At 68.6% G+C, this 18,492-nt stretch carries 20 protein-coding genes; 15 read left to right on the plus strand and 5 right to left on the minus strand.

The features are described from left to right. Together Q7V15_RS16045 and Q7V15_RS16050 are read left to right on the plus strand one after the other, a co-directional pair. A partial coding sequence (locus Q7V15_RS16045; protein WP_304756846.1) for an anthranilate synthase component I family protein occupies positions 1-954 on the plus strand: 954 nt, incomplete at its 5' end. Beyond that, positions 951-1,721, plus strand: a complete 771-nt coding sequence (locus Q7V15_RS16050) for an aminotransferase class IV (RefSeq protein ID WP_304756847.1) — start codon at positions 951-953, stop codon at positions 1,719-1,721. The genes Q7V15_RS16045 and Q7V15_RS16050, both read left to right, overlap by 4 nt. Positions 1,722-1,746: 25 nt before the next feature. Here Q7V15_RS16050 and Q7V15_RS16055 read toward each other — a convergent pair whose 3' ends face one another. The 3 genes from Q7V15_RS16055 to Q7V15_RS16065 form a co-directional block, all read right to left on the minus strand. Further along, the gene (locus Q7V15_RS16055; protein WP_304756848.1) at positions 1,747-2,283 is read right to left on the minus strand and encodes a TadE/TadG family type IV pilus assembly protein; all 537 of its coding nucleotides are present in this window, start codon (positions 2,281-2,283) and stop codon (positions 1,747-1,749) included. Further along, complete coding sequence (locus Q7V15_RS16060; protein ID WP_304756849.1) at positions 2,277-2,849, minus strand: TadE/TadG family type IV pilus assembly protein; 573 nt, start codon at positions 2,847-2,849, stop codon at positions 2,277-2,279. Before Q7V15_RS16060 ends, Q7V15_RS16055 begins: the two co-directional genes overlap by 7 nt. 95 nt (positions 2,850-2,944) lie before the next feature. Beyond that, positions 2,945-3,328 carry a pilus assembly protein N-terminal domain-containing protein gene (locus tag Q7V15_RS16065; protein ID WP_304756850.1) on the minus strand — a complete coding sequence of 128 codons (384 nt, stop codon included), beginning with the start codon at positions 3,326-3,328 and terminating at the stop codon, positions 2,945-2,947. Positions 3,329-3,644: 316 nt separating this feature from the next. Here Q7V15_RS16065 and Q7V15_RS16070 point away from each other — a divergent pair, with 316 nt between their 5' ends. The 9 genes from Q7V15_RS16070 to Q7V15_RS16110 all read left to right on the plus strand — a co-directional run bounded on the left by Q7V15_RS16070 (position 3,645) and on the right by Q7V15_RS16110 (position 12,777). Next, entirely contained in the window at positions 3,645-3,812 is a 168-nt protein-coding gene (locus Q7V15_RS16070) for a Flp family type IVb pilin (RefSeq protein ID WP_304756851.1), read from the plus strand. A gap of 179 nt (positions 3,813-3,991) precedes the next feature. Next, on the plus strand, positions 3,992-4,516 hold the full coding sequence (locus Q7V15_RS16075) for a prepilin peptidase (protein WP_304756852.1): 525 nt from the start codon (positions 3,992-3,994) through the stop codon (positions 4,514-4,516). Between the two features lie 127 nt (positions 4,517-4,643). Then, positions 4,644-5,495, plus strand: a complete 852-nt coding sequence (gene cpaB, locus Q7V15_RS16080) for a Flp pilus assembly protein CpaB (protein WP_304756853.1) — start codon at positions 4,644-4,646, stop codon at positions 5,493-5,495. After that, positions 5,492-7,060: a type II and III secretion system protein family protein gene (locus Q7V15_RS16085; RefSeq protein WP_304756854.1), complete on the plus strand. Its 1,569-nt coding sequence runs from the start codon at positions 5,492-5,494 to the stop codon at positions 7,058-7,060. The genes cpaB and Q7V15_RS16085 overlap by 4 nt, the downstream gene beginning before the upstream one ends. A gap of 8 nt (positions 7,061-7,068) precedes the next feature. Next, positions 7,069-7,758: a CpaD family pilus assembly protein gene (locus tag Q7V15_RS16090; RefSeq protein ID WP_304756856.1), complete on the plus strand. Its 690-nt coding sequence runs from the start codon at positions 7,069-7,071 to the stop codon at positions 7,756-7,758. A gap of 7 nt (positions 7,759-7,765) precedes the next feature. Continuing rightward, the gene (locus Q7V15_RS16095) at positions 7,766-9,244 is read left to right on the plus strand and encodes a CpaE family protein (protein ID WP_304756857.1); all 1,479 of its coding nucleotides are present in this window, start codon (positions 7,766-7,768) and stop codon (positions 9,242-9,244) included. 2 nt (positions 9,245-9,246) lie between these two features. After that, on the plus strand, positions 9,247-10,803 hold the full coding sequence (locus Q7V15_RS16100) for a CpaF family protein (RefSeq protein ID WP_370689834.1): 1,557 nt from the start codon (positions 9,247-9,249) through the stop codon (positions 10,801-10,803). Positions 10,804-10,811: 8 nt separating this feature from the next. Continuing rightward, positions 10,812-11,786, plus strand: a complete 975-nt coding sequence (locus Q7V15_RS16105; protein WP_304756885.1) for a type II secretion system F family protein — start codon at positions 10,812-10,814, stop codon at positions 11,784-11,786. A 10-nt stretch (positions 11,787-11,796) separates the two neighbouring features. Next, positions 11,797-12,777, plus strand: a complete 981-nt coding sequence (locus Q7V15_RS16110; RefSeq protein WP_304756858.1) for a type II secretion system F family protein — start codon at positions 11,797-11,799, stop codon at positions 12,775-12,777. Positions 12,778-12,834: 57 nt separating this feature from the next. Here the strand turns inward: Q7V15_RS16110 and Q7V15_RS16115 are convergent, their stop codons facing one another. Then, complete coding sequence (locus Q7V15_RS16115) at positions 12,835-13,674, minus strand: tetratricopeptide repeat protein (protein ID WP_304756860.1); 840 nt, start codon at positions 13,672-13,674, stop codon at positions 12,835-12,837. An 87-nt stretch (positions 13,675-13,761) separates the two neighbouring features. On the opposite strand from Q7V15_RS16115, the gene Q7V15_RS16120 reads away from it, so the two are divergent. Both Q7V15_RS16120 and Q7V15_RS16125 read left to right on the plus strand, forming a co-directional pair. Continuing rightward, positions 13,762-15,138 (plus strand): M17 family metallopeptidase, encoded by a 1,377-nt coding sequence (locus tag Q7V15_RS16120; protein ID WP_304756861.1) that lies wholly within the window; start codon positions 13,762-13,764, stop codon positions 15,136-15,138. Continuing rightward, on the plus strand, positions 15,135-15,971 hold the full coding sequence (locus tag Q7V15_RS16125; protein WP_304756862.1) for a C40 family peptidase: 837 nt from the start codon (positions 15,135-15,137) through the stop codon (positions 15,969-15,971). Before Q7V15_RS16120 ends, Q7V15_RS16125 begins: the two co-directional genes overlap by 4 nt. Positions 15,972-16,041: 70 nt before the next feature. Here the strand turns inward: Q7V15_RS16125 and Q7V15_RS16130 are convergent, their stop codons facing one another. Further along, positions 16,042-16,698 (minus strand): cytochrome c family protein, encoded by a 657-nt coding sequence (locus Q7V15_RS16130; protein WP_304756864.1) that lies wholly within the window; start codon positions 16,696-16,698, stop codon positions 16,042-16,044. A 170-nt stretch (positions 16,699-16,868) separates the two neighbouring features. Between Q7V15_RS16130 and Q7V15_RS16135 the strand changes: the two genes are divergently transcribed. Continuing rightward, positions 16,869-17,618 carry a 3-deoxy-manno-octulosonate cytidylyltransferase gene (locus Q7V15_RS16135; protein WP_304756865.1) on the plus strand — a complete coding sequence of 250 codons (750 nt, stop codon included), beginning with the start codon at positions 16,869-16,871 and terminating at the stop codon, positions 17,616-17,618. After that, positions 17,615-18,460 carry a prephenate dehydratase gene (locus Q7V15_RS16140; protein ID WP_304756866.1) on the plus strand — a complete coding sequence of 282 codons (846 nt, stop codon included), beginning with the start codon at positions 17,615-17,617 and terminating at the stop codon, positions 18,458-18,460. Before Q7V15_RS16135 ends, Q7V15_RS16140 begins: the two co-directional genes overlap by 4 nt. Positions 18,461-18,492: the final 32 nt, after the last annotated feature.

Here is an 18,492-nt window from a genome sequence, read left to right on the forward strand (position 1 = left end):
GACAGCGAGGCGGCGGCCCGTGACCACGCCCGGGCCCTGCTGGAGGCCCTGGACCAGACGGCCTCAGCCCGCACCCCACCTTCGCCCCTGGCCGGGCCGATGGCCGCCTCGTCCGCAGAGGCCTATGAGGCCGCGGTCGCCGAGGTGGTGAACCGGATCGCCGCCGGAGAAATCTTCCAGGCCAATGTCGCCCGCCGCTGGACAGGAACCCTGGCGGCCGGGGCTGCGCCCTACGACCTGTTCGCCAGCTTGGCCCGAGACTCCGCAGCGCCGTTCGCCGCCTATCTGCGCCTGCCTGGGGCCGCGGTGGTGTCCAATTCGCCCGAGCGTTTCGTCGCCCTGCGCCGAACCGCTGAAGGGTTGGTGGCCGAGACGCGGCCGATCAAAGGGACACGTCCGCGGGGCGCTGACCCCGCCGAGGACGCCGCCCTGGCGTCCGAACTGCTGGCGAGCCCCAAGGACCGGGCTGAGAATCTGATGATCGTCGATCTGATGCGCAATGACCTGGCCCGGGTCTGCCGGCCAGGTACGGTGCGGACGCCGGAGCTGTTCGCCATCGAGAGCTTCGCCAATGTCCACCACCTGGTCTCCACGGTGACCGGGGTGCTGCAGGCCGGGCAGGGGGCCGGCGATCTGCTGCGGGCCACCTTCCCGCCAGGTTCGATCACCGGCGCGCCGAAGATCCAGGCCATGAAGGTGATCGCTGGCCTGGAGCCGCCCCGGGGGCCCTATTGCGGCTCGATCTTCTGGGCCGGCGTCGACGGGGCCTTCGATTCCAGCGTGCTGATACGCACGGCGGCCTGTGTTCAATCCTCTGAGGGCTGGCAGGTGGAGGCCGGCGCCGGGGCGGGGATCGTGGCCGACAGCGACCCCCGCGCCGAACGTCTTGAGACCGAAGCCAAGATTTCGGCCCTGCTGGCGGCCCTGTCGTCCGGCCCTGGGAGCGTAGCGTGAGCGTGGCCCTGGATGACCGGGGTCTGCTGCTCGGCGACGGGGTGTTCGAGACCTTGCGGGTGGTCGATGGGGCGCCGGTCGACTGGACGGCCCATAGGGACCGTCTGGCCTTGGGCTGCGCGGCTCTTGGACTGCCGGCCCCGGACGAGCCTGTGGTCTGGGCCGCGGCGCAATCGGCGCTGGCGGACGCCGGCCTCCAAAGCGGCCTTGCCGCCCTGCGGATCACCTGGACGGCGGGATCTGGCGGGCGTGGGCTGGACCGGCCAGACCCGTGCGCCCCGGTCCTCTTCGCCACGGCGTCGCCCGCGCCGCTGCTGGTCGGTCCGGCTCGGCTGATCACGGCGCAGACCCGACGCAACGCCGGCTCCATCGCCTCGCGCCACAAGACCCTGTCCTATCTCGACAATGTGCTGGCCAGGCGTGAGGCCCGGTCGGCGGGCGCCGACGAGGCGGTGATGCTGAACACCGAGGGCCATGTGGCCTGCGCCGCAGCGGCCAATCTGTTCTGGATCGCCGAAGGGCGCCTGTGGACGCCGGCCCTGGACTGCGGCGTACTGGCAGGGGTGACCCGGGCGCAGGTGTTGGCGCGGGCTGCGCAGGCCGGACTTGAGGTGGTTGAGACGGCGTGTGGTCCCGACTCCCTGCAGCGGGCGGAGGCGGTTTTCCTCACCAACAGCCTGATTGGCGTGCGAGCCGTCGCGTCCCTGGACGGGAGAAGCCTGGCGCCGTCGCCGTGGCTGGCGGTGTTGTCGCCGTCGGAGACCTAAACTTTAGGCGCTCAGGCGGCCGAACTCAGCAATCGGTGCAGTTGACCATGTCCATCTTGCGGGGCCGGAGATAGTATTTCTCCCTGAACACCATGGCGTCCGGTAGGGCATACTTGACCGCTGAGTTGAAGCTATAGTTCATCTCGCTCATGATCAGGGTGTCGTAGGGCTCCAGGAGGCCGGCGGGTACGTCGCTGACCGTGGAGCCCTTGGCGAAAGCCGTCAGACCCTTGCCATGGCTCCAGACCACCTTGGGGGAGCCCTTGTCGTCAGCGCGGATGGCGGTCACCCGGGCGCTCATGCCCGAGGCGGCGAAGGGCGAGAGGATCTCCTCGGCGATGGCGAAGGTGTCGCTCAGCTCAGCCCGGTTGGTCAGGGTGTCCTGGGCGACCAGATCTGCGACCACGGCGGTGGCGTGGCCGGCCCGGCGTTCGGCCATCAGGGCCATGGTGACCTCAGCCAACCCCAGATACATCAGGATCAGCACCGGGGCGATCAGAGCGAACTCGACGGCGGCCACACCGCTGCGGTCCCGGAGGAAACGGATCGCGCGCCTCAGCATTTTGCGCCTGTGGGCGGCGCGTCGCTGTAGGGCTCATTGCGGAAGGCCTCCACCGCCGAGACCATGCGCTTGTTCCCCGGGGCGTTGACCAGGGCGTTGGAGATCAGCGGCGTGATGATGGTCCAGTTGTAGTAGGTGCGCACCAGGACGATGTCGGTGGGGCCGCCGGGGGACCAGCAGGTCTTGGTCGGATCGAAATTGCCGCCAGTCATGGCCGGATCATCCCGCAGGCTGGTGAAGTCGGCGTAGGTGCGGACATCCACCTGCAGGTTGCCGGCGCAGGTGGAGCCCAGCCAACTCATGCGATCACAGACCGCCTTGGCGAAGGCTTCCTTGCTGGCGCCGCCACTGGTCTGCAGCTCGCCGGTGCGCAAGGGGCGGGCGGCGGCGGCCGTGGCGCCCTCCAGCGTGGTGGCCACCATGAACACCAGGGCCAGCTCCAGGACCCCAAAGATCAGCATCAGCAGGGGACCGGCGATGAAGGCGAACTCCACCGCCGTCGCGCCCTGACGGGCGCGGACGAAGTGGCGCAGGGTCTTGATCAAGGGCCTGGCGGCGCGCGGCATTCTGCGGGTCCATCCGGTTTCCGGCCAACCCTAGCCATTCGAGCCTAAGCGATGCTTAAGCGCCGAGGGCCGGTCCCCACTTATCGGAACGCGCCCTAGGGAATGGCCCGGGGGGCGTCGCTTTGGCCGATCTGCTCGCACCGGGGGGAGCAGGAGAAGGTGCGGGACTGGCCGCCACGGATATAGGACATCTGGCCATATTCCGGCGCGCTGACCACCACGTCGCGGTCGAACAGGACGCGGCCGGCCGCGTCGGTGACCACGACATTGGTGATCCCATAGCCCTTGCCGACCACCACCAGGTCCTGGGGCCCCAGCAGGCTGACATCGGCGATCCTGGGATTGGCCACCACCACATTGCGCGCCGCGCCGGGCAGCCGGACCTTGGCGCCCTGGTCAAGGCGCACCGACAGGGACGACGCCGCCGCCGGGGTGGCGACCATGAGGCTAAGGATGGCGCAGACGGCGAGACGGCGCATGGCGATGCCCAAAAACTGGAGGTGAAAGATCGGTCCTCCAGAATCGAGGGGAATGGTCAAGAAACCCTGAATCCAGCCGACTCGCGCGCGTGTGTGAATCATAAAGGGCATCCGCGTGAATTCGGGGTTTTGAGCGCGCATGGTTAATGAATGCTAATAGTAAACGCAAGTAAACCAAAAGAAAAATCCATCGAATACTCTCTGATTTACTCGCCATTAAGCCAGCCGCGGCATTGTGACCCTGCAATTCGGGGCGAGCAGACCACCCAAGGCCTGATCCCCGATCAATCTGCTCGCCAACAAAGGAGATCGAGCAATGTCGAAGTTCGTCACGCGCTTCCTGAAGGATGAATCCGGCGCCACCGCCATCGAGTATGGCCTGATCGCCGCCCTGATCGCCGTCGTGCTGATCACCGCCCTGAACACCCTGTCGGGCAAGATCTCCGGCACCTTCACCAAGATCGGCGAAGCGATGCCGCAATAGTCATTCGCCGCGCTCAAGCGGCGAAGACAGAGACCAAACTCGGAGGGCCGTGGCGGAGACGCCGCGGCCCTTTCTTCATGGGCGAGAAACCAAGCGTTCATCCCCCCAGGTCAGACTGACCTTACAGCGCCGGCCTCGCCTGCGACTGACTCGCCAGCGCCCGCCTTGAGAGCCCGCCCATGATCGCCCAATTCCAGGCCATCCTGCTCGCCGTCTGCCCGGCCCTGCTGATCGTGGCCGCCCTGAAGGACGTCACCACCTATACGATCCCGAACTGGATCTCCCTGGCCCTGATCGTCGCCTTCTTTCCGACGGCCCTGGCCCTGGGTCTGCCCATGAACACACTAGGTCTGCATGTGGCCCTTGGGGTCGGCGCCCTGGTGGCCGGCATGGCGATGTTCGCCCTGGGATGGATCGGCGGCGGAGACGCCAAGGTGTTCGCCGCTGCGGCCCTTTGGCTGGGCTGGCCGGCCTCAGCCCCCTTCCTGCTGGTGACGGCCCTGGCCGGCGGTGCGTTGGCCATGACCCTGCTGGCCATGCGCTCCATCCTGCTGCGCCGTTATGTTTCGGCGGGTCCGGCCTGGCTGAGCCGCCTGGCCGAGCCCGGCGAGAACGTCCCCTATGGCCTGGCCATCTGCATCGGCGGCCTGGTCGCCTTTCCCACCAGCAGTCTCGTCCTCGCCCTGTCGGCGGCGCCCCTTTAGCGGCTGTTAACCATGGGGGCGGCACAAGGACCACGCCGCCAGAAGGCGCCAGTCAATTGAGTCGCGGCGGACCGCCTGAACAGGGGCCTCGCCTTTCCCCCACAAGTGGGAGCGTATCGGAAAGTTCATGGGCGCCGTCCGCATCGCCATACTGGCCGCCGCCGCCATCGCCGCCATCCTGCTGGCCTTCATTGTGCGCGGGATGATGACGGGGGGGGGCGACGCCCCACAGGCGCCCGCGCCTGTGGCCGCCAGCCCCATGGCTCAGGTCCTGGTGGCCAAGCAGGACCTGCCGGTGGGAACCCGCATCACCCCGGCCATGATCGGCTGGCAGCCCTGGCCGGTTGAGGCCCTGAACGCGGCCTTCGTCACGGACGGCTCGGTGGCCGTCCCCCCCGCCGAAGGCGCCGAAAAGGTTGTCCAGAAGGCCGGGCAGGTGGCTTCGGACGCCCTGGGCGCCAGTCCCATTCAAGCCTTTGACGGGGCCATCGTCCGGGAGGCGATCGCCGCCGGCGAGCCGGTCACCGTCCGCAAGGTGATCCGCGGCGGCGAAGGCGGCTATATGTCTGTCGTCCTGGGCCCTGGCATGCGCGCGGTCTCCGTCCCCGTGTCGGCCGACACCGCCGCCGGCGGTTTCATCCTGCCCGGCGACCGGGTTGATGTGCTGCAAAGCCGCGACGCCCCCGATGGAACCGGCCGGGTCACCGAGACTCTGATGCGCAATCTGCGGGTCCTGGCCATCGATCAGGCCACCGAACCCGCCGAGGCCTCCAACACCATGATCGGGGGAACCATCACCCTTGAGACGCCGGCGTCTGACGTTGAGGTGCTGGTCCGAGGCAAGGCCCAGGGCGAGATGGTTCTCGCCCTGCGTCCCTATACCGATATCGGCGGCCCGGTCGGCCGCGGCGGCTCGGCCGAGCCACAGACCGTCCGGATTTTCCGGGATGGCGAGATGTCCGAGGTCTCTGTCCGATGAAGTTCGCCGGCCTCACCGTTTTCGCCGCCGCTTGCCTCCTGTTGTCGGCGCCCCTCGCCCAGGCCCAGAATCTGGCCGGTGGTCCGGCCAGCGCGCGTCAGGGCTCGACCATCCGTGTCGACCTGGCCGGCGGCGGCGCCACCCAGGCCCTGACCCTGCCCCGGGGCAAGTCGGCGATCATCGAACTGCCAGTCGACGCCCGCGACGTCCTGGTGACCAATCCCGACGTGGCCGACGCTGTGCTGCGCACGCCGCGGCGGATCTATGTGCTTGGCGTGGCGGCGGGTCAGACCGACGCGGTGTTCTTCGACGGCGCCGGACGGCGGATCCTGTCCCTGGATATCCGCGTCGATCAGGACACCGGCGCGGTGGCCCAGACCATCAACCGCCTGCTCCCCGGCGCCCGGGTGCGGGTGGACGCCATGAACGACAGCCTGATCCTGTCGGGCGAGGTGATGAGCCTGTCCGACGCCGACAAGGCCCTGCAGATCGCCCGCGCCGCGGTGGCCCGGCCCGAGCAGGTGCTCAACATGCTGTCCATCGCCGGCAAGGACCAGGTGATGCTGAAGGTGCGCATCGTCGAGGTGCAGCGCAATGTCATCAAGCAGCTCGGCTTCAACACCAATGCGGTGCTGAACCAGCTGGGCGAGCCGCAGTACATGTTCCGCAACGCCGCCAGCTACGCCATCAATGGCGGCCTGGTGGGCGGTCTGACTGGCGGCTACAAGCTCGACACCACCAAGCAACCGATCATGCAGTTCCCGTGCGGCTGGCCCGAGCAGCCTGACGTGCTCTGCGACAATGTCGTGCGCAGCGGCGGCAATTCCGACACCGCCACCATCAAGGAAGGTCTGGCCGGCGATCCTGGCCTCAACCAGGCCGAGGGCATGATCGAGGCCTTCGAGCGGGTGGGCCTGGTGCGCACCCTGGCCGAACCCAACCTGACGGCGGTGTCTGGCGAGGCGGCCAAGTTCCTGGCCGGCGGGGAGTTTCCCGTGCCGGTGGGCCAGGACGACGCCGGCCGCGTGACGATTGAATTCAAGCCCTTCGGCGTCGGCCTCGGCTTCACGCCGGTGGTGCTGTCGGGGGGGCGGATCTCCCTGAAGATTTCCACCGAAGTCTCTGAGCTGACCAATGACGGGTCGTTCTCCCTGTCCAATGGCGCTGGCGCCCCGCGCCTGGTGATCCCGGCGCTGACGGTTCGCCGGGCCGAAACCGTGGTCGAGCTGCCGTCCGGCGGCGCGATGATGATCGCCGGCCTTCTGCGCGAACAGACCAAGCAGGCGATCGATTCCCTGCCCGGCATGATGAACCTGCCCGTTCTCGGGGGGCTGTTCCGGTCCCGGGACTATCTGAAGGGCGAGAGCGAACTGGTGGTCATCGTCACCCCCTATCTGGTCAAGCCGACCTCGCCGGACCAGCTTCAGACCCCGGCCGATGGCCTGCGGATCGCCAGCGACTCCGAGACCCTGCTGCTGGGGCGCCTGAACCGCGCCTACAAGGCCCGGCCGCAGCCCGCCGGCGCCCCGGGTTACCAGGGCCCCTACGGCTATGTGATCGAGTGAGCGCCCCCATGACCCCTTCTCTGCGCCATCTGATCTCCCTGGCCCTGGCCGGCGTCCTGGCCGCCTGCGCCGGAACCCCGGCCCCGCGGGACGGGGCGATGATCAATCCACCGACTCCCCTCGACCAGTACCGCGCCCAGGTTATTCCGCAGGCCGATGAAGTTCGTCTGGCGATCCACGCCCAGGGCATCTCAGGGCCTCAGGCCGACGCCCTTGCCGGGCTGTTGAACGCCTGGCGGGCCAATGAGGGCGGACCCCTGAAGATCCAGGCGCCGGTTGGCGCAGGCGATTCGGCGGCCACCTATCGGATGGGCGAGAGCGTGCGGGCCTTTCTGGTCTCCCAAGGGGCGCCCCATACGGCCATCCAGCTCGCCGGCTATGACGCTGCGGGCTTCGCCTCGGCGCCGATGGTGGTGGGCTATGAGCGCTATGTCGCGCAGATCCCTCAGTGCGGACAGAGCTGGGAGAACCTCACCAGCACCTCATCCAATCAGGCGTCGGCGAATTTCGGCTGCGCGGTCAGCGCCAATTTCGCCGCCCAGCTGGCGAATCCGGCCGACATGGTGCGGCCCCGCGACATGGAGGCGCCCGATGCGGCGCGCCGTTCCGAGGTGCTGGCCAAGTACCGTCTCGGCGAGATCACCGCGACCCGGGCCGACGAGCAGGCCAAGGGCGCCCTCTCGCAAGTGGTGAGGTAGGGTGGCGATGCGAGCGCAGGGCGGGCACGACCCCTTTGACCTGGCCTATGAGGCCGACGACGACTTCGGGCCGGCGGGAGACGATGGCTGGAGCGGCGGCGCCGCCGTCGCCCGCCGCGGCGCCCCCGATCCCTTCGCCGACCTGGAGCCGCCGCCCCGGGCGGACGTTTCTGTTGATCCCTTTGAGGATCGGCCCCGGGCGGCCCAGACCTCGGTTTCAGCGCCCGCCGCGCCCTCGCCGGACGCGAACCCTGTCCATGAGATGATGGCCTCGGCCGAGGCGGCCTTTGGCGACTCCTCCCTGCCGCGGATCACGATCCACGCCTTCACCGAGCGTGACCGAACCGCCGACGTCATCGAGCATGCCGCCCGCGACCGGCGCATGGAGCGGGCCAGCGTCACGGTCCGAGAGGGTGGCCTGGCCGCCGCCGTGGCCGCCTATCAGAACCAGCCGACCCCGCCGCTTCTGGTGGTGGAGTGCGGCGAGAGCGCCGAGAAGCTCCTGGCGCACCTGGATCAGCTGGCCGAGGTCTGCGATCCCGGCTCCAAGGTGGTGGTGATCGGGGCGGCCAACGATATCGCCCTCTATCGGGAGCTGATGCGGCGCGGCGTCAGCGAATACCTGGTGCCGCCCTTCAAGCCCCTGCAGTTCGTCCGCTCCCTCTGCGGGCTCTATGCCGACCCCAGCGCCCCGTTCGTCGGCCGCCAGATCGCGTTTTGCGGCGCCAAGGGCGGCGTCGGGGTCTCGACCATCGCGCACAATATCGCCTACGCCATCACCGAGCGTCTGGCGGCCAATGCGGTGCTGGTGGACCTCGACCTGCCATTCGGCACCGCGGGTCTCGACTTCAACCAGGACCCGCTGCAGGGAATCGCCGACGCCCTGGGGGAGCCCGACCGGCTCGATTCGGTCCTGATGGACCGGATGATGGCCCGCTGCAGCGAGCGCCTCAGCCTGTTCGCCGCTCCCGCCACCCTGGACCAGGACTACGACATCACGGCCGAGGCCTTCGAGGAGGTCACCCAGAAAATCCGCGGGGCCGCGCCCTTCATCGTCCTGGACCTGCCCCATGTCTGGACCGCCTGGAAACGGCGCATCCTGTTGTCCTCCGATGATCTGGTGATTGTCGCCGAGCCGGACCTGGCCTCGCTGCGCAACGCCAAGAACATGGTCGACCTGGTCCGCCGCGCCCGGCCCAATGACGCGCCTCCCCGGCTTGTGCTCAATCAGGTGGGGGTGCCTGGACGGCCGGAAATTCCGGTGAAGGACTTCGGCGAGGCCCTGAACCTGACGCCGGCCCTGGTCCTGCCTTTCGAGCCCAAGCTGTTTGGCCAGGCGGCCAACAATGGTCAGATGCTGGCCGAGGTGGCGCCGCGATCCAAGACCGCCGAGGCGCTCAATGAGCTGGCCCAGCAGATCAGCCGGCGCGAACCGCCCGCGGCCCAGAAGTCCTCGCTGCTGGCCAACCTGTTCCGGCGGAAATAGCCATGTTCGGAAAGCGCGCCGCCGACGCCGACGCTCCCCCGACCCGCGCCCCGCAGGCGAGGCCCGCCGCCCCGTCGGCTGCGCCGCCGCCTCCGGACAAGGCCGCAGCGCCCATCGCCACGAGGCCCCAGCGCTCGGAACCCCCGCCGGCGGACGAACCCGCCCGGCCGCGGGCTGAGGCCCCCAGGGCCGGCGGCAAGAGTGACGGCCCCAAGGCGACCAGCGGTTTCGAACAGCTCCGCGCCGCCCAGGGGCCGGCGCCCGCCACCCAGGTCGTGCGCGAGCAGTCGGACTATTATCACGCCACAAAGACGACCATCTTCAACGCCCTGATCAATACGATCGACCTGGCCCAGCTCGCCCAGCTGGACGTCAAGGCGGCGGCCGAGGAAATCCGCGACATCGTCGCCGAGCTGGTGGCGATCAAGAACGTCTCCATGTCGATCTCCGAGCAGGAGACCCTGGTTCAGGACATCATCAATGATGTGCTGGGCTACGGCCCCCTGGAGCCTTTGCTGGCCCGGGACGACATCGCCGACATCATGGTCAATGGGGCGACCCGGGTGTTCATCGAAGTCGGCGGCAAGGTGCAGCTGACCAATGTGCGGTTCCGCGACAACGCCCAGCTGATGAACATCTGCCAGCGGATCGTCAGCCAGGTCGGCCGCCGGGTCGACGAAAGCTCGCCCATCTGCGACGCCCGCCTGCCCGATGGCAGCCGGGTGAATGTTATCGCCCCGCCGCTTGCTCTCGATGGCCCCACGCTCACCATCCGGAAATTCCGGAAGGACAAGCTGACCATGAAGGACCTGGTGGAGTACGACTCCATCACGCCCGAAGGCGCACGGGTCCTGGGCGTCATCGGCGCCTGCCGCTGCAACATCCTGATCTCCGGCGGCACGGGCTCGGGCAAGACCACCCTGCTCAATACGCTCACCGCCTTCATCGACCCGACCGAACGGGTGGTGACCTGCGAGGACGCCGCCGAGCTTCAGCTCCAGCAGCCCCATGTGGTGCGCCTGGAGACCCGGCCGCCCAACCTGGAGGGCCAGGGCCAGATCACCATGCGCGACCTGGTGAAGAACTGCCTGCGGATGCGCCCGGAACGGATCATCGTCGGCGAGGTCCGGGGGCCTGAGGCCTTCGACCTGCTGCAGGCCATGAACACTGGCCACGACGGCTCCATGGGCACCCTGCACGCCAACAGCCCCCGCGAGGCGGTCAGCCGCCTGGAATCCATGATCACCATGGGCGGCTATGGCCTGCCCTCCCGGACCATCCGGGAAATGATCGTCGGCTCCATCGATGTGATCATCCAGGCCGCCCGCCTGCGGGATGGTTCGCGGCGGATCACCCACATCACCGAAGTCGTGGGTCTGGAGGGCGATGTGATCATCACCCAGGACCTGATGCTCTATGAGATCACCGGCGAGGACGCCGAGGGCCGGGTCGTGGGGCGTCACCGCTCCACCGGCATCGCCCGGCCGCGGTTCTGGGACCGGGCCCGCTATTACGGCCTTGAGCGCGAACTGGCCGAGGCCCTGGACGCCGCCGAATGAGCCCGACCCTGACCGCCATCCTGGCCGCCATTCTCGGCTTTATCGCGGTGGCCGGCTTCGGATTTGTGCTGGTCGGACAGTCCCCGGGCCAGGCCCGGGCGGCGAAACGGACCCAGGCCATGCTCGGGCGAGATACCCGGGACGCCAAGACGCGGCGAGGGGGCTCCAACGTCCAGGACCAGCGCCGCAAGCAGATCCTTGAGAGCCTCAAGGAGCAGGACCGCCAGCAGCGCAAGGCGTCCCTTTCGATCAAGGCCCGCCTGCAGCAGGCCGGCCTTGGCCTCACCGTTCGTTCCTTCTGGATGATCAGCGCCGGCCTGGGCGCGTCGATCTTCCTGTTCACGATCCTGGCGGGGCAGCCGGCCTACCTGGCGCTGGGGCTGGGCTTTGTCGCCGGTCTGGGCCTGCCGCGCTGGACCGTGTCGTTCCTGGCCGCACGGCGGATCAAGAAGTTCGTCGGCGCCTTTCCGGACGCCATGGACATCATTGTCCGCGGCATCAAGTCCGGTCTTCCAGTCAATGACAGCCTCCGGGTCATCGGCGCCGAAGCGCCTGAGCCCCTGGCCGCAGAATTCCGATACCTGACCGAAAACACCGGCATGGGCGTCTCGATCGATCAGGCCATCGAGCGAATGTACGAGCGCATGCCTGCCCAGGAGGTGCGTTTCTTCGGCATCGTCCTGGCCATCCAGCAGAAGACCGGCGGCAATCTGGCCGAGGCGCTTGGCAATCTCTCGACGGTCATCCGGGCGCGGAAGCTGATGCGTGAGAAGATCAAGGCCCTGTCTGGAGAGGCGGTGGCCTCAGCCTTCATCATCGGCTCCCTGCCGCCGGCGGTGGTGGTGATGATCAGCCTGATGGCCCCGGAGTATATGGCGCCCCTGTTCACCGATGTGCGCGGGCGCATCATCCTGCTCGGCGGCGTGCTGCTGATGGCGCTCGGCATCTGGGTCATGCGCCGCATGATCAGCTTCAAGATCTGAGGGGGCGGGCATGAATCTGGGCGCCTTCACCAACCCGGCCAATATTCTCACCGTCATCGTGGCGGTGGCGACCTTCGCCACACTGATCACCCTGGCGCGGCCGCTGATGCGCACCAACAATCTGGAGGCCCGGCTCAAGTCGGTGTCGACCCGGCGCGAAGAGCTGCGGCGCAAGTCCCGGGAGGCGTTGGTGGCGGCCAAGGGCGGTACGCTCCGCCAGACCGACGAGGGGCTCTACAAGAAGGTGGTCGACCGCCTTCAGCTGTCGCGCCTGCTGGAGGACCCCAAGGTGGTCGACAAGCTGGCCCAGGCGGGATTCCGCGGGCCGCGACCGGTCAGCACCTTCTACTTCTTCCGCTTCGTCCTGCCCTTCGCGTTCGCCGCCTCGGTGGCCTTCTACCTGTTCGTGATCAACGACTTCGGCCTCAGCGGCATGAACCGGCTGGCCGCCATCGTGGTGGGTCTGACGCTGGGCTACTACGCGCCGAACATCTACATCAGCAACATCGCCCAGAAGCGGCGGGAATCCATCGTCGGGGCCTTTCCAGACGCGCTGGATCTGCTGCTGATCTGTGTGGAGTCTGGCATGTCCATCGAAGCGGCCATCCAGAAGGTCAGCCAGGAGATCGGCGGCTCCTCCATCGAACTGGCCGAGGAGATGACCCTCCTCACCGCCGAGCTGTCCTACCTGCCCGAGCGTCGTCAGGCCTATGAAGGCCTGTCACGGCGGACCAACCATCCCGGGATCAAGTCGGTGACCACGGCCATGATCCAGGCTGAGCGCTATGGCACGCCCTTGGGTGCGGCCCTGCGGGTTATGGCCAAGGAAAACCGCGACCTGCGCCTGGCGGCCGCAGAGAAGACCGCCGCCCAGCTGCCGGCCAAGCTGACCGTGCCGATGATCGTGTTCTTCCTGCCGGTGCTGTTTCTGGTGATCCTGGGACCCGCCGTCCTGCGGGTCATGGACATGATGGGGCCTGGCGGTTCCTAGAAGCCGAGACGATCAGGGGGATCGCTCCCCTGGTCGTTCAGTCTCCGTGTTCTGCGGCTATTGCGCGGCGCCCACGGCGTCCCAGGACCGGCCCGACCCACCTGTGGCGCCCGCCTGGGTCGCGCCTCGCAGATAGGCCAGGTTGTTGGCCACCAGTTGCGGCGGCAGATCCTGACGCGCCAGGGCCTCAGCCTCGCTGATCCGTCCCTGCAGGCCGAGGATCAGGGCCAGGTTCTGGCGGGTCACGGCGGTGGCGCCCGGCAGGACGGCGGCCTGACGGAGCAGGGTCTCCGCCTCCTGGGTCTGGCCGCGGGCGGCTTGGAACATGGCGAAATTGGACAGCACCGCAGCATTGTTCGGCGCCAGTTGCACGGCCCGGCGGTGGGCGGCCATGGCCTCGGCGTCGCGCTCGGCCTGTTCATAGGCCATGGCCAGCAGGAAGGGCGGCCGCCAGTCCCCCGGCGCCAGGACCTCGGCCTGACGGGCCGGAGCGACTCCGTAGAAGCCCTCGCCACGGCTGAGATGGACGCGGGCCAGTTCAAGCATCACCTCGACATTGTCGGGCGCCAGGACGGCCAGGCGCTGGGCGGCGGCGGCGGCCTCGGTGGTCTGGCCAAGGGTGCGAAGGGCCTGGGCCAAGCCGAGGCCCGCCTGGATGTCCGTCGGATCGAGATTGGCCTCCCGCGCCCAGAAGGCCGCCCGGGCCAGGGGGTCAAGCCCCGCGGCCAGGGTCCGCTCCTGCGGGGTGGCCTTGCGCGACTCTTCGACCATTTCGGCGGTGGCGGCCGGGGCGGACGGCGCCGCAGGCTTGGGCTTGAATCCGAACGCCGCGGCCGGCGGGGCGCTGGCCAGGCTGAGCGCGAGGGCGGTTGCGGCGAAGACCGACATGCGACACATGACCAGGGAAGCCTCCAGAGGTTCCGGGTCAGATTGGCCCCGCCGCCTTAAAGGAAGCGTTAAGCATAAGCCGAAGGGTCCGCCGCCATGTCAGACGTGATTTTGGACGCCGCCGAGGGCGTGATCATTCCCGTCCATCTTCTACGGGAGGCCGATGTCGATGCGGCCCTTGCGGCCCTGACCAATCAGGGCCGGGGCCTGGCGGCCCTGCATGAGTTCAAGGGCAAGGCCGGCCAGGTCCTGCTGGTCCCCGACGCCCATGGCGCGACCGAGCGGGTGCTGTTTGGCCTTGGCCAGGCGCGGGCTTCCGGGGTGCGGGCCCTGGCGGCCAAACTGCCCAAGGGGAACTATGAGATCGTCGAGGGACCGACGGACATCAGCGCCGATGAAGCGGCCCTGGCCTTCGCCCTCGGCAGCTACCGCTTCGACCGCTACAAGAAGAAGCCCGACGAGCGCCCGCGCCTGGTGGCCCGGGGGGCCGATGTGGCCGCAGTCCGGGCCATGGCCCATGCCTGCGCCCTGGCCCGGGACATGATCAACACCCCGCCCAACGACATGGGTCCGCTGCAGATCGAAACCATCGCCCGGGAGATCGCCGAGCAGCACGGCGCCGCCATCACCGTGGTCACCGGCGAGGGTCTGCTGGAGGCCAACTACCCGGCCGTCCACGCCGTCGGCCGGGCCGCTGCGGCGGGCCGCGAGCCGCGGATGATCGAGATGACCTGGGGCAAGGCGAGCGACCCCCTGGTGGCCATCATCGGCAAGGGGGTGGTGTTCGACACCGGCGGCCTCGACATCAAGCCCTCGGCCGGCATGCGGCTGATGAAGAAGGACATGGGCGGCGCCGCCCACGCCCTGGCCCTGGCGCGGATGGTCATGGCCGCGGGCTTGGCCGTCCGCCTGCTGGTGCTGACGCCCACGGTGGAGAATTCGATCTCTGGCGAGGCCATGCGGCCCGGCGACGTCATCGACTCCCGCAAGGGCCTGACCATCGAGGTGGGCAATACCGACGCCGAGGGCCGGCTGATCCTGGCCGACGCCCTGACCCGGGCCGCGGAATTCTCGCCCGACCTGACCCTCGACCTGGCCACCTTGACGGGCGCGGCGCGGGTGGCGCTGGGGCCGCAGCTCCCGCCTTTCATGACCGATGATGAGGAACTGGCGGCGGCCATCATGGCGGCGTCGGAGGCCGTGGAAGACCCCCTGTGGCGTCTGCCCCTGTGGAAGGGTTATGCCGAGGCCCTCGACAGCGATGTGGCCGATCTGAAGAACGATCCTGACGCCTGGGCCCAGGCGGGCGCGGTGACGGCGGGCCTCTTCCTTCAGAGGTTCGCCCCTGAAGGCGCCTGGGCGCATCTGGACATCTTCGCCTGGAACCCCCGGGCCAAGCCGGGCGTCCCGGCGGGGGGCGAGGTGATGGCCATCCGCGCCCTCTTCCGCATGCTGCAGGATCGCTACAAGTGAGCCGCGACCCGCGCCTGACCCTGGCCAGGCCAGATCTGGCTGCTGTGGCCCTGGAGGGGCGGGTCGCCGCCGAGCGCTACGCCGCGCCCACGCCGCGGGCCTGCAGGGTTGCGGCCACAGCGATCCGCACCGCCCCAGCCTCTGGCGCGGAGCAGGCCGACCAGTTGCTGTTTGGCGAGACCTTCGATGTCCTGGACGAGGCGGACGGCTTCGCCTGGGGCCAGGCTCGCCGGGACGGCTATGTGGGCTATGTCGATCTTGAGGCCCTGGGCGTTCCGGTCCTGGCCACCCACTGGGTGCGGGCCTTACGGACCTACGGGTTCGAGGCGCCAAGCATCAAGTCGCCGGCGCTGGGTCCCTACAGCCAGAACGCCCTGGTCAGCGTCGTTGAAACCGAGGGGCGGTTTGTCCGTGATCGGGGAGGCGCGTGGTTTGTCGCGGCTCATCTGGCGCCCGTGGGCCTGGACTTCGCCTCGGACCCGGCGGGGGTGGCCGAGCGCTATCTGGAGACGCCCTATCTCTGGGGCGGCCGGGAGAGCCTGGGCCTCGACTGTTCTGGACTGGTGATGCAGGCGCGACTGGCCTGCGGCCTGTCCTGTCCGCGGGACACCGACCAGCAGGAGGCCGCCTTCACCCAGGACGCCGATCCCAGCGCCCTGCGACGGGGGGACCTGGTCTTCTGGCGGGGGCATGTGGCGATGATGCTGAGTCCCGATCAGATGATCCACGCCAACGCCCATCACATGGCGGTGGCGATCGAGCCCCTGAACACCGCCATCGCCCGGATCGAGGCCGCCGGCTCCGGCGAGCCGACCAGCTATCGGCGGCCCTGAGCGCCTGATGTAGGAGACAAGAAAAAGCCCGGCGCGAGCCGGGCTTGGTCTTTGCGCCTGGAAGTCAGGCTCAGGTCGCGGCGGGGGCTTCGGCCGCTGGCTCAGCGCCCTCGGCGGCGGGGGCCGCTTCACCCTCCACAGCTTCGCCCGCTGGGACGACCTCGTCAGTGGCCGGCTCCTCAACCGGCGCCGGCGCCGGGAACGGGATCGAGCCGCCCATCGAATGCAGATAGGCCACCACATTGACCAGCTCTTCGCGGCGCTTGAGGCCGACGAAGGTCATCTTGGTGCCGTTGATGTGCCGCTGGGGCGCTTCCAGATAGGCGCCCAGCTCTTCGTGGGTCCAGACCGGGTGCGTGGCCGCATAGTCCACAAAGGCGTTGGAATAGGCATAGCCCGCATGGGCCGCCGGGCGCTGACCCACGACGCCCCAAAGATTGGGACCAATGCCGTTGGCGCCGCCCTGGGCGATGGTGTGGCAGCTGACGCACTTGGCGAAGCTGGCCTGGCCGGCCGCTACGTCGGCGATCGGCAGGACCGTGCCCCAGTCGATGGGGGCGACCGCTGGCGCGCCGCCGCCGGTCTCTTCTGGGATCGCGATCGCATAGCCCGGAGTCTCGGGGGCGTGCGGGGCGAAAACGATGGCGGAGGCTTCACGCAGGCCAACAATCGCCAAGCCTGTCGCCAGCACAGCGCCGGCGACCTTGTTGAACGTAAGGTCGCTCATAGTCTTAGATTCGGCCCTCTCTGAGGCCGGCCATCGAGACCGGCAGACGCGCGGGAATCTCCCGCCCCTTATTGCGCCCGCGTCTCTTACACGCTACCGGCGCTCGTGCAACCGGCCAGATGGTCGCCCCCGCCCTGCAAGCGTCACCGCCCACAGGCTTCGCCCGAACCATGACGCCCATCGTCCTCATTCCCGCCCGCATGGCCGCCACCCGCCTCCCGGGCAAACCTCTGGCGGACATCGAGGGCGTGCCGATGATCGTCCGAGTGCTCCGTCAGGCCCAGGCCGCGGACATAGGCCCCGTGGCGGTGGCGGCGGGCGACCCGGAAATTGTCGCCGCCGTGGAAGCTGCAGGCGGGCAGGCCGTCCTGACCGACCCGGACCTGCCCTCGGGCTCCGACAGGATCCTGCGCGCCCTGGAGGTTCTGGACCCGACGGGCCGCCACGACGTGGTGATCAATCTGCAGGGCGATATTCCGTTCGTCGCCCCCCAGGTGGTGGCCGACTGCGCCGGCCTGCTGGCCGACGAACCCGACTGCGACATCTCCACCATCGTCGTGGCCGACAGCGATGTGGCTGAGCGGTCCAATCCCGACATCCCCAAGGCGGTGCTGGCCATGGCGCCGGGCGGCCGGCGGGGGCGGGCGCTCTACTTCACCCGCTCCACCCTCTATGGAGACGGGCCAGTCTGGCTGCATCATGGGGTCTATGGCTATCGGCGCGAGGCGCTTGTGCGCTTCACGGCCGCGCCGCCTTCGCCCCTGGAACAGCGGGAGCGGCTGGAACAGCTGCGCGCCCTGGAGCTGGGCATGAGCATCTGGGCGACCGTGATCGATGCGGCGCCCATCTCGGTGGACAATCCCGCCGATCTGGAACGCGCCCGGGCCCATGCCCGGGCCATGACCGAGGGACTTCGATGAGCCAGGGACGTATCGCCTTCCAGGGCGAGCTGGGCGCCAACAGCCATGAGGCCTGCGCCGCCTACTTCCCGGACCATGAGCCCGTCCCCCATCCGACCTTCGACGAGGCCTTCGAGGCCATCAAGACCGGCGACTGCCAGCTGGGCATGATCCCGGTGGAGAATTCCATCGCCGGCCGGGTGGCCGACGTGCATCACCTGCTGCCCAATTCCGGCCTGAAGATCATCGGCGAGAAGTTCAAGCCGATCCGCTTCCAGCTGATGGTCAATCCCGGGGTGAAGCTGGAGGAGGTGACCACCGTCCAGTCCATGGCCATCGCCATCAGCCAGTGCCGCAGGACGGTCAAACGCCTGGGCCTGAAGGCCGAGACGGTGGGCGACACCGCCGGCGCCGCCCGGATGCTGGCCCAGACCCCGGACCGGACGCGAGCCGCCATCTCCCCGGCCTTGGCCGCGGAGATTTACGGCCTGGAGATTCTGCTGCGTGACATCGAGGATGAGCGGCACAACACCACCCGTTTCCTGGTGATGACTGCGCAGGCCGAGCCCGAGCCGCCGCCCTTCACCAGCCCTTGCATCACCAGCTTCGTCTTCCGGGTGCGAAACCTGCCGGCCGCCCTGTACAAGGCGCTGGGGGGCTTTGCGACCAACGGCGTCAACATGACCAAGCTGGAAAGCTACATGGAGGACGGCGCCTGGACGGCGACCTTCTTCTACGCCGAGGTGGATGGTCGGCCGGAGGATCGCGGCCTGGCGCTGGCCCTGGAAGAGCTGCAGTTCTTCTCCGAGCGCTTCGAGATTCTTGGGGTCTATCCCGCCGACCCCTTCCGCGCCCGGGCCTGACGGGCAAGCCCATCTGGCCAGGTTTACGGACC

The sequence above is a fragment of the Phenylobacterium sp. genome (genome assembly GCF_030651755.1).
GTDB lineage: Bacteria > Pseudomonadota > Alphaproteobacteria > Caulobacterales > Caulobacteraceae > Phenylobacterium.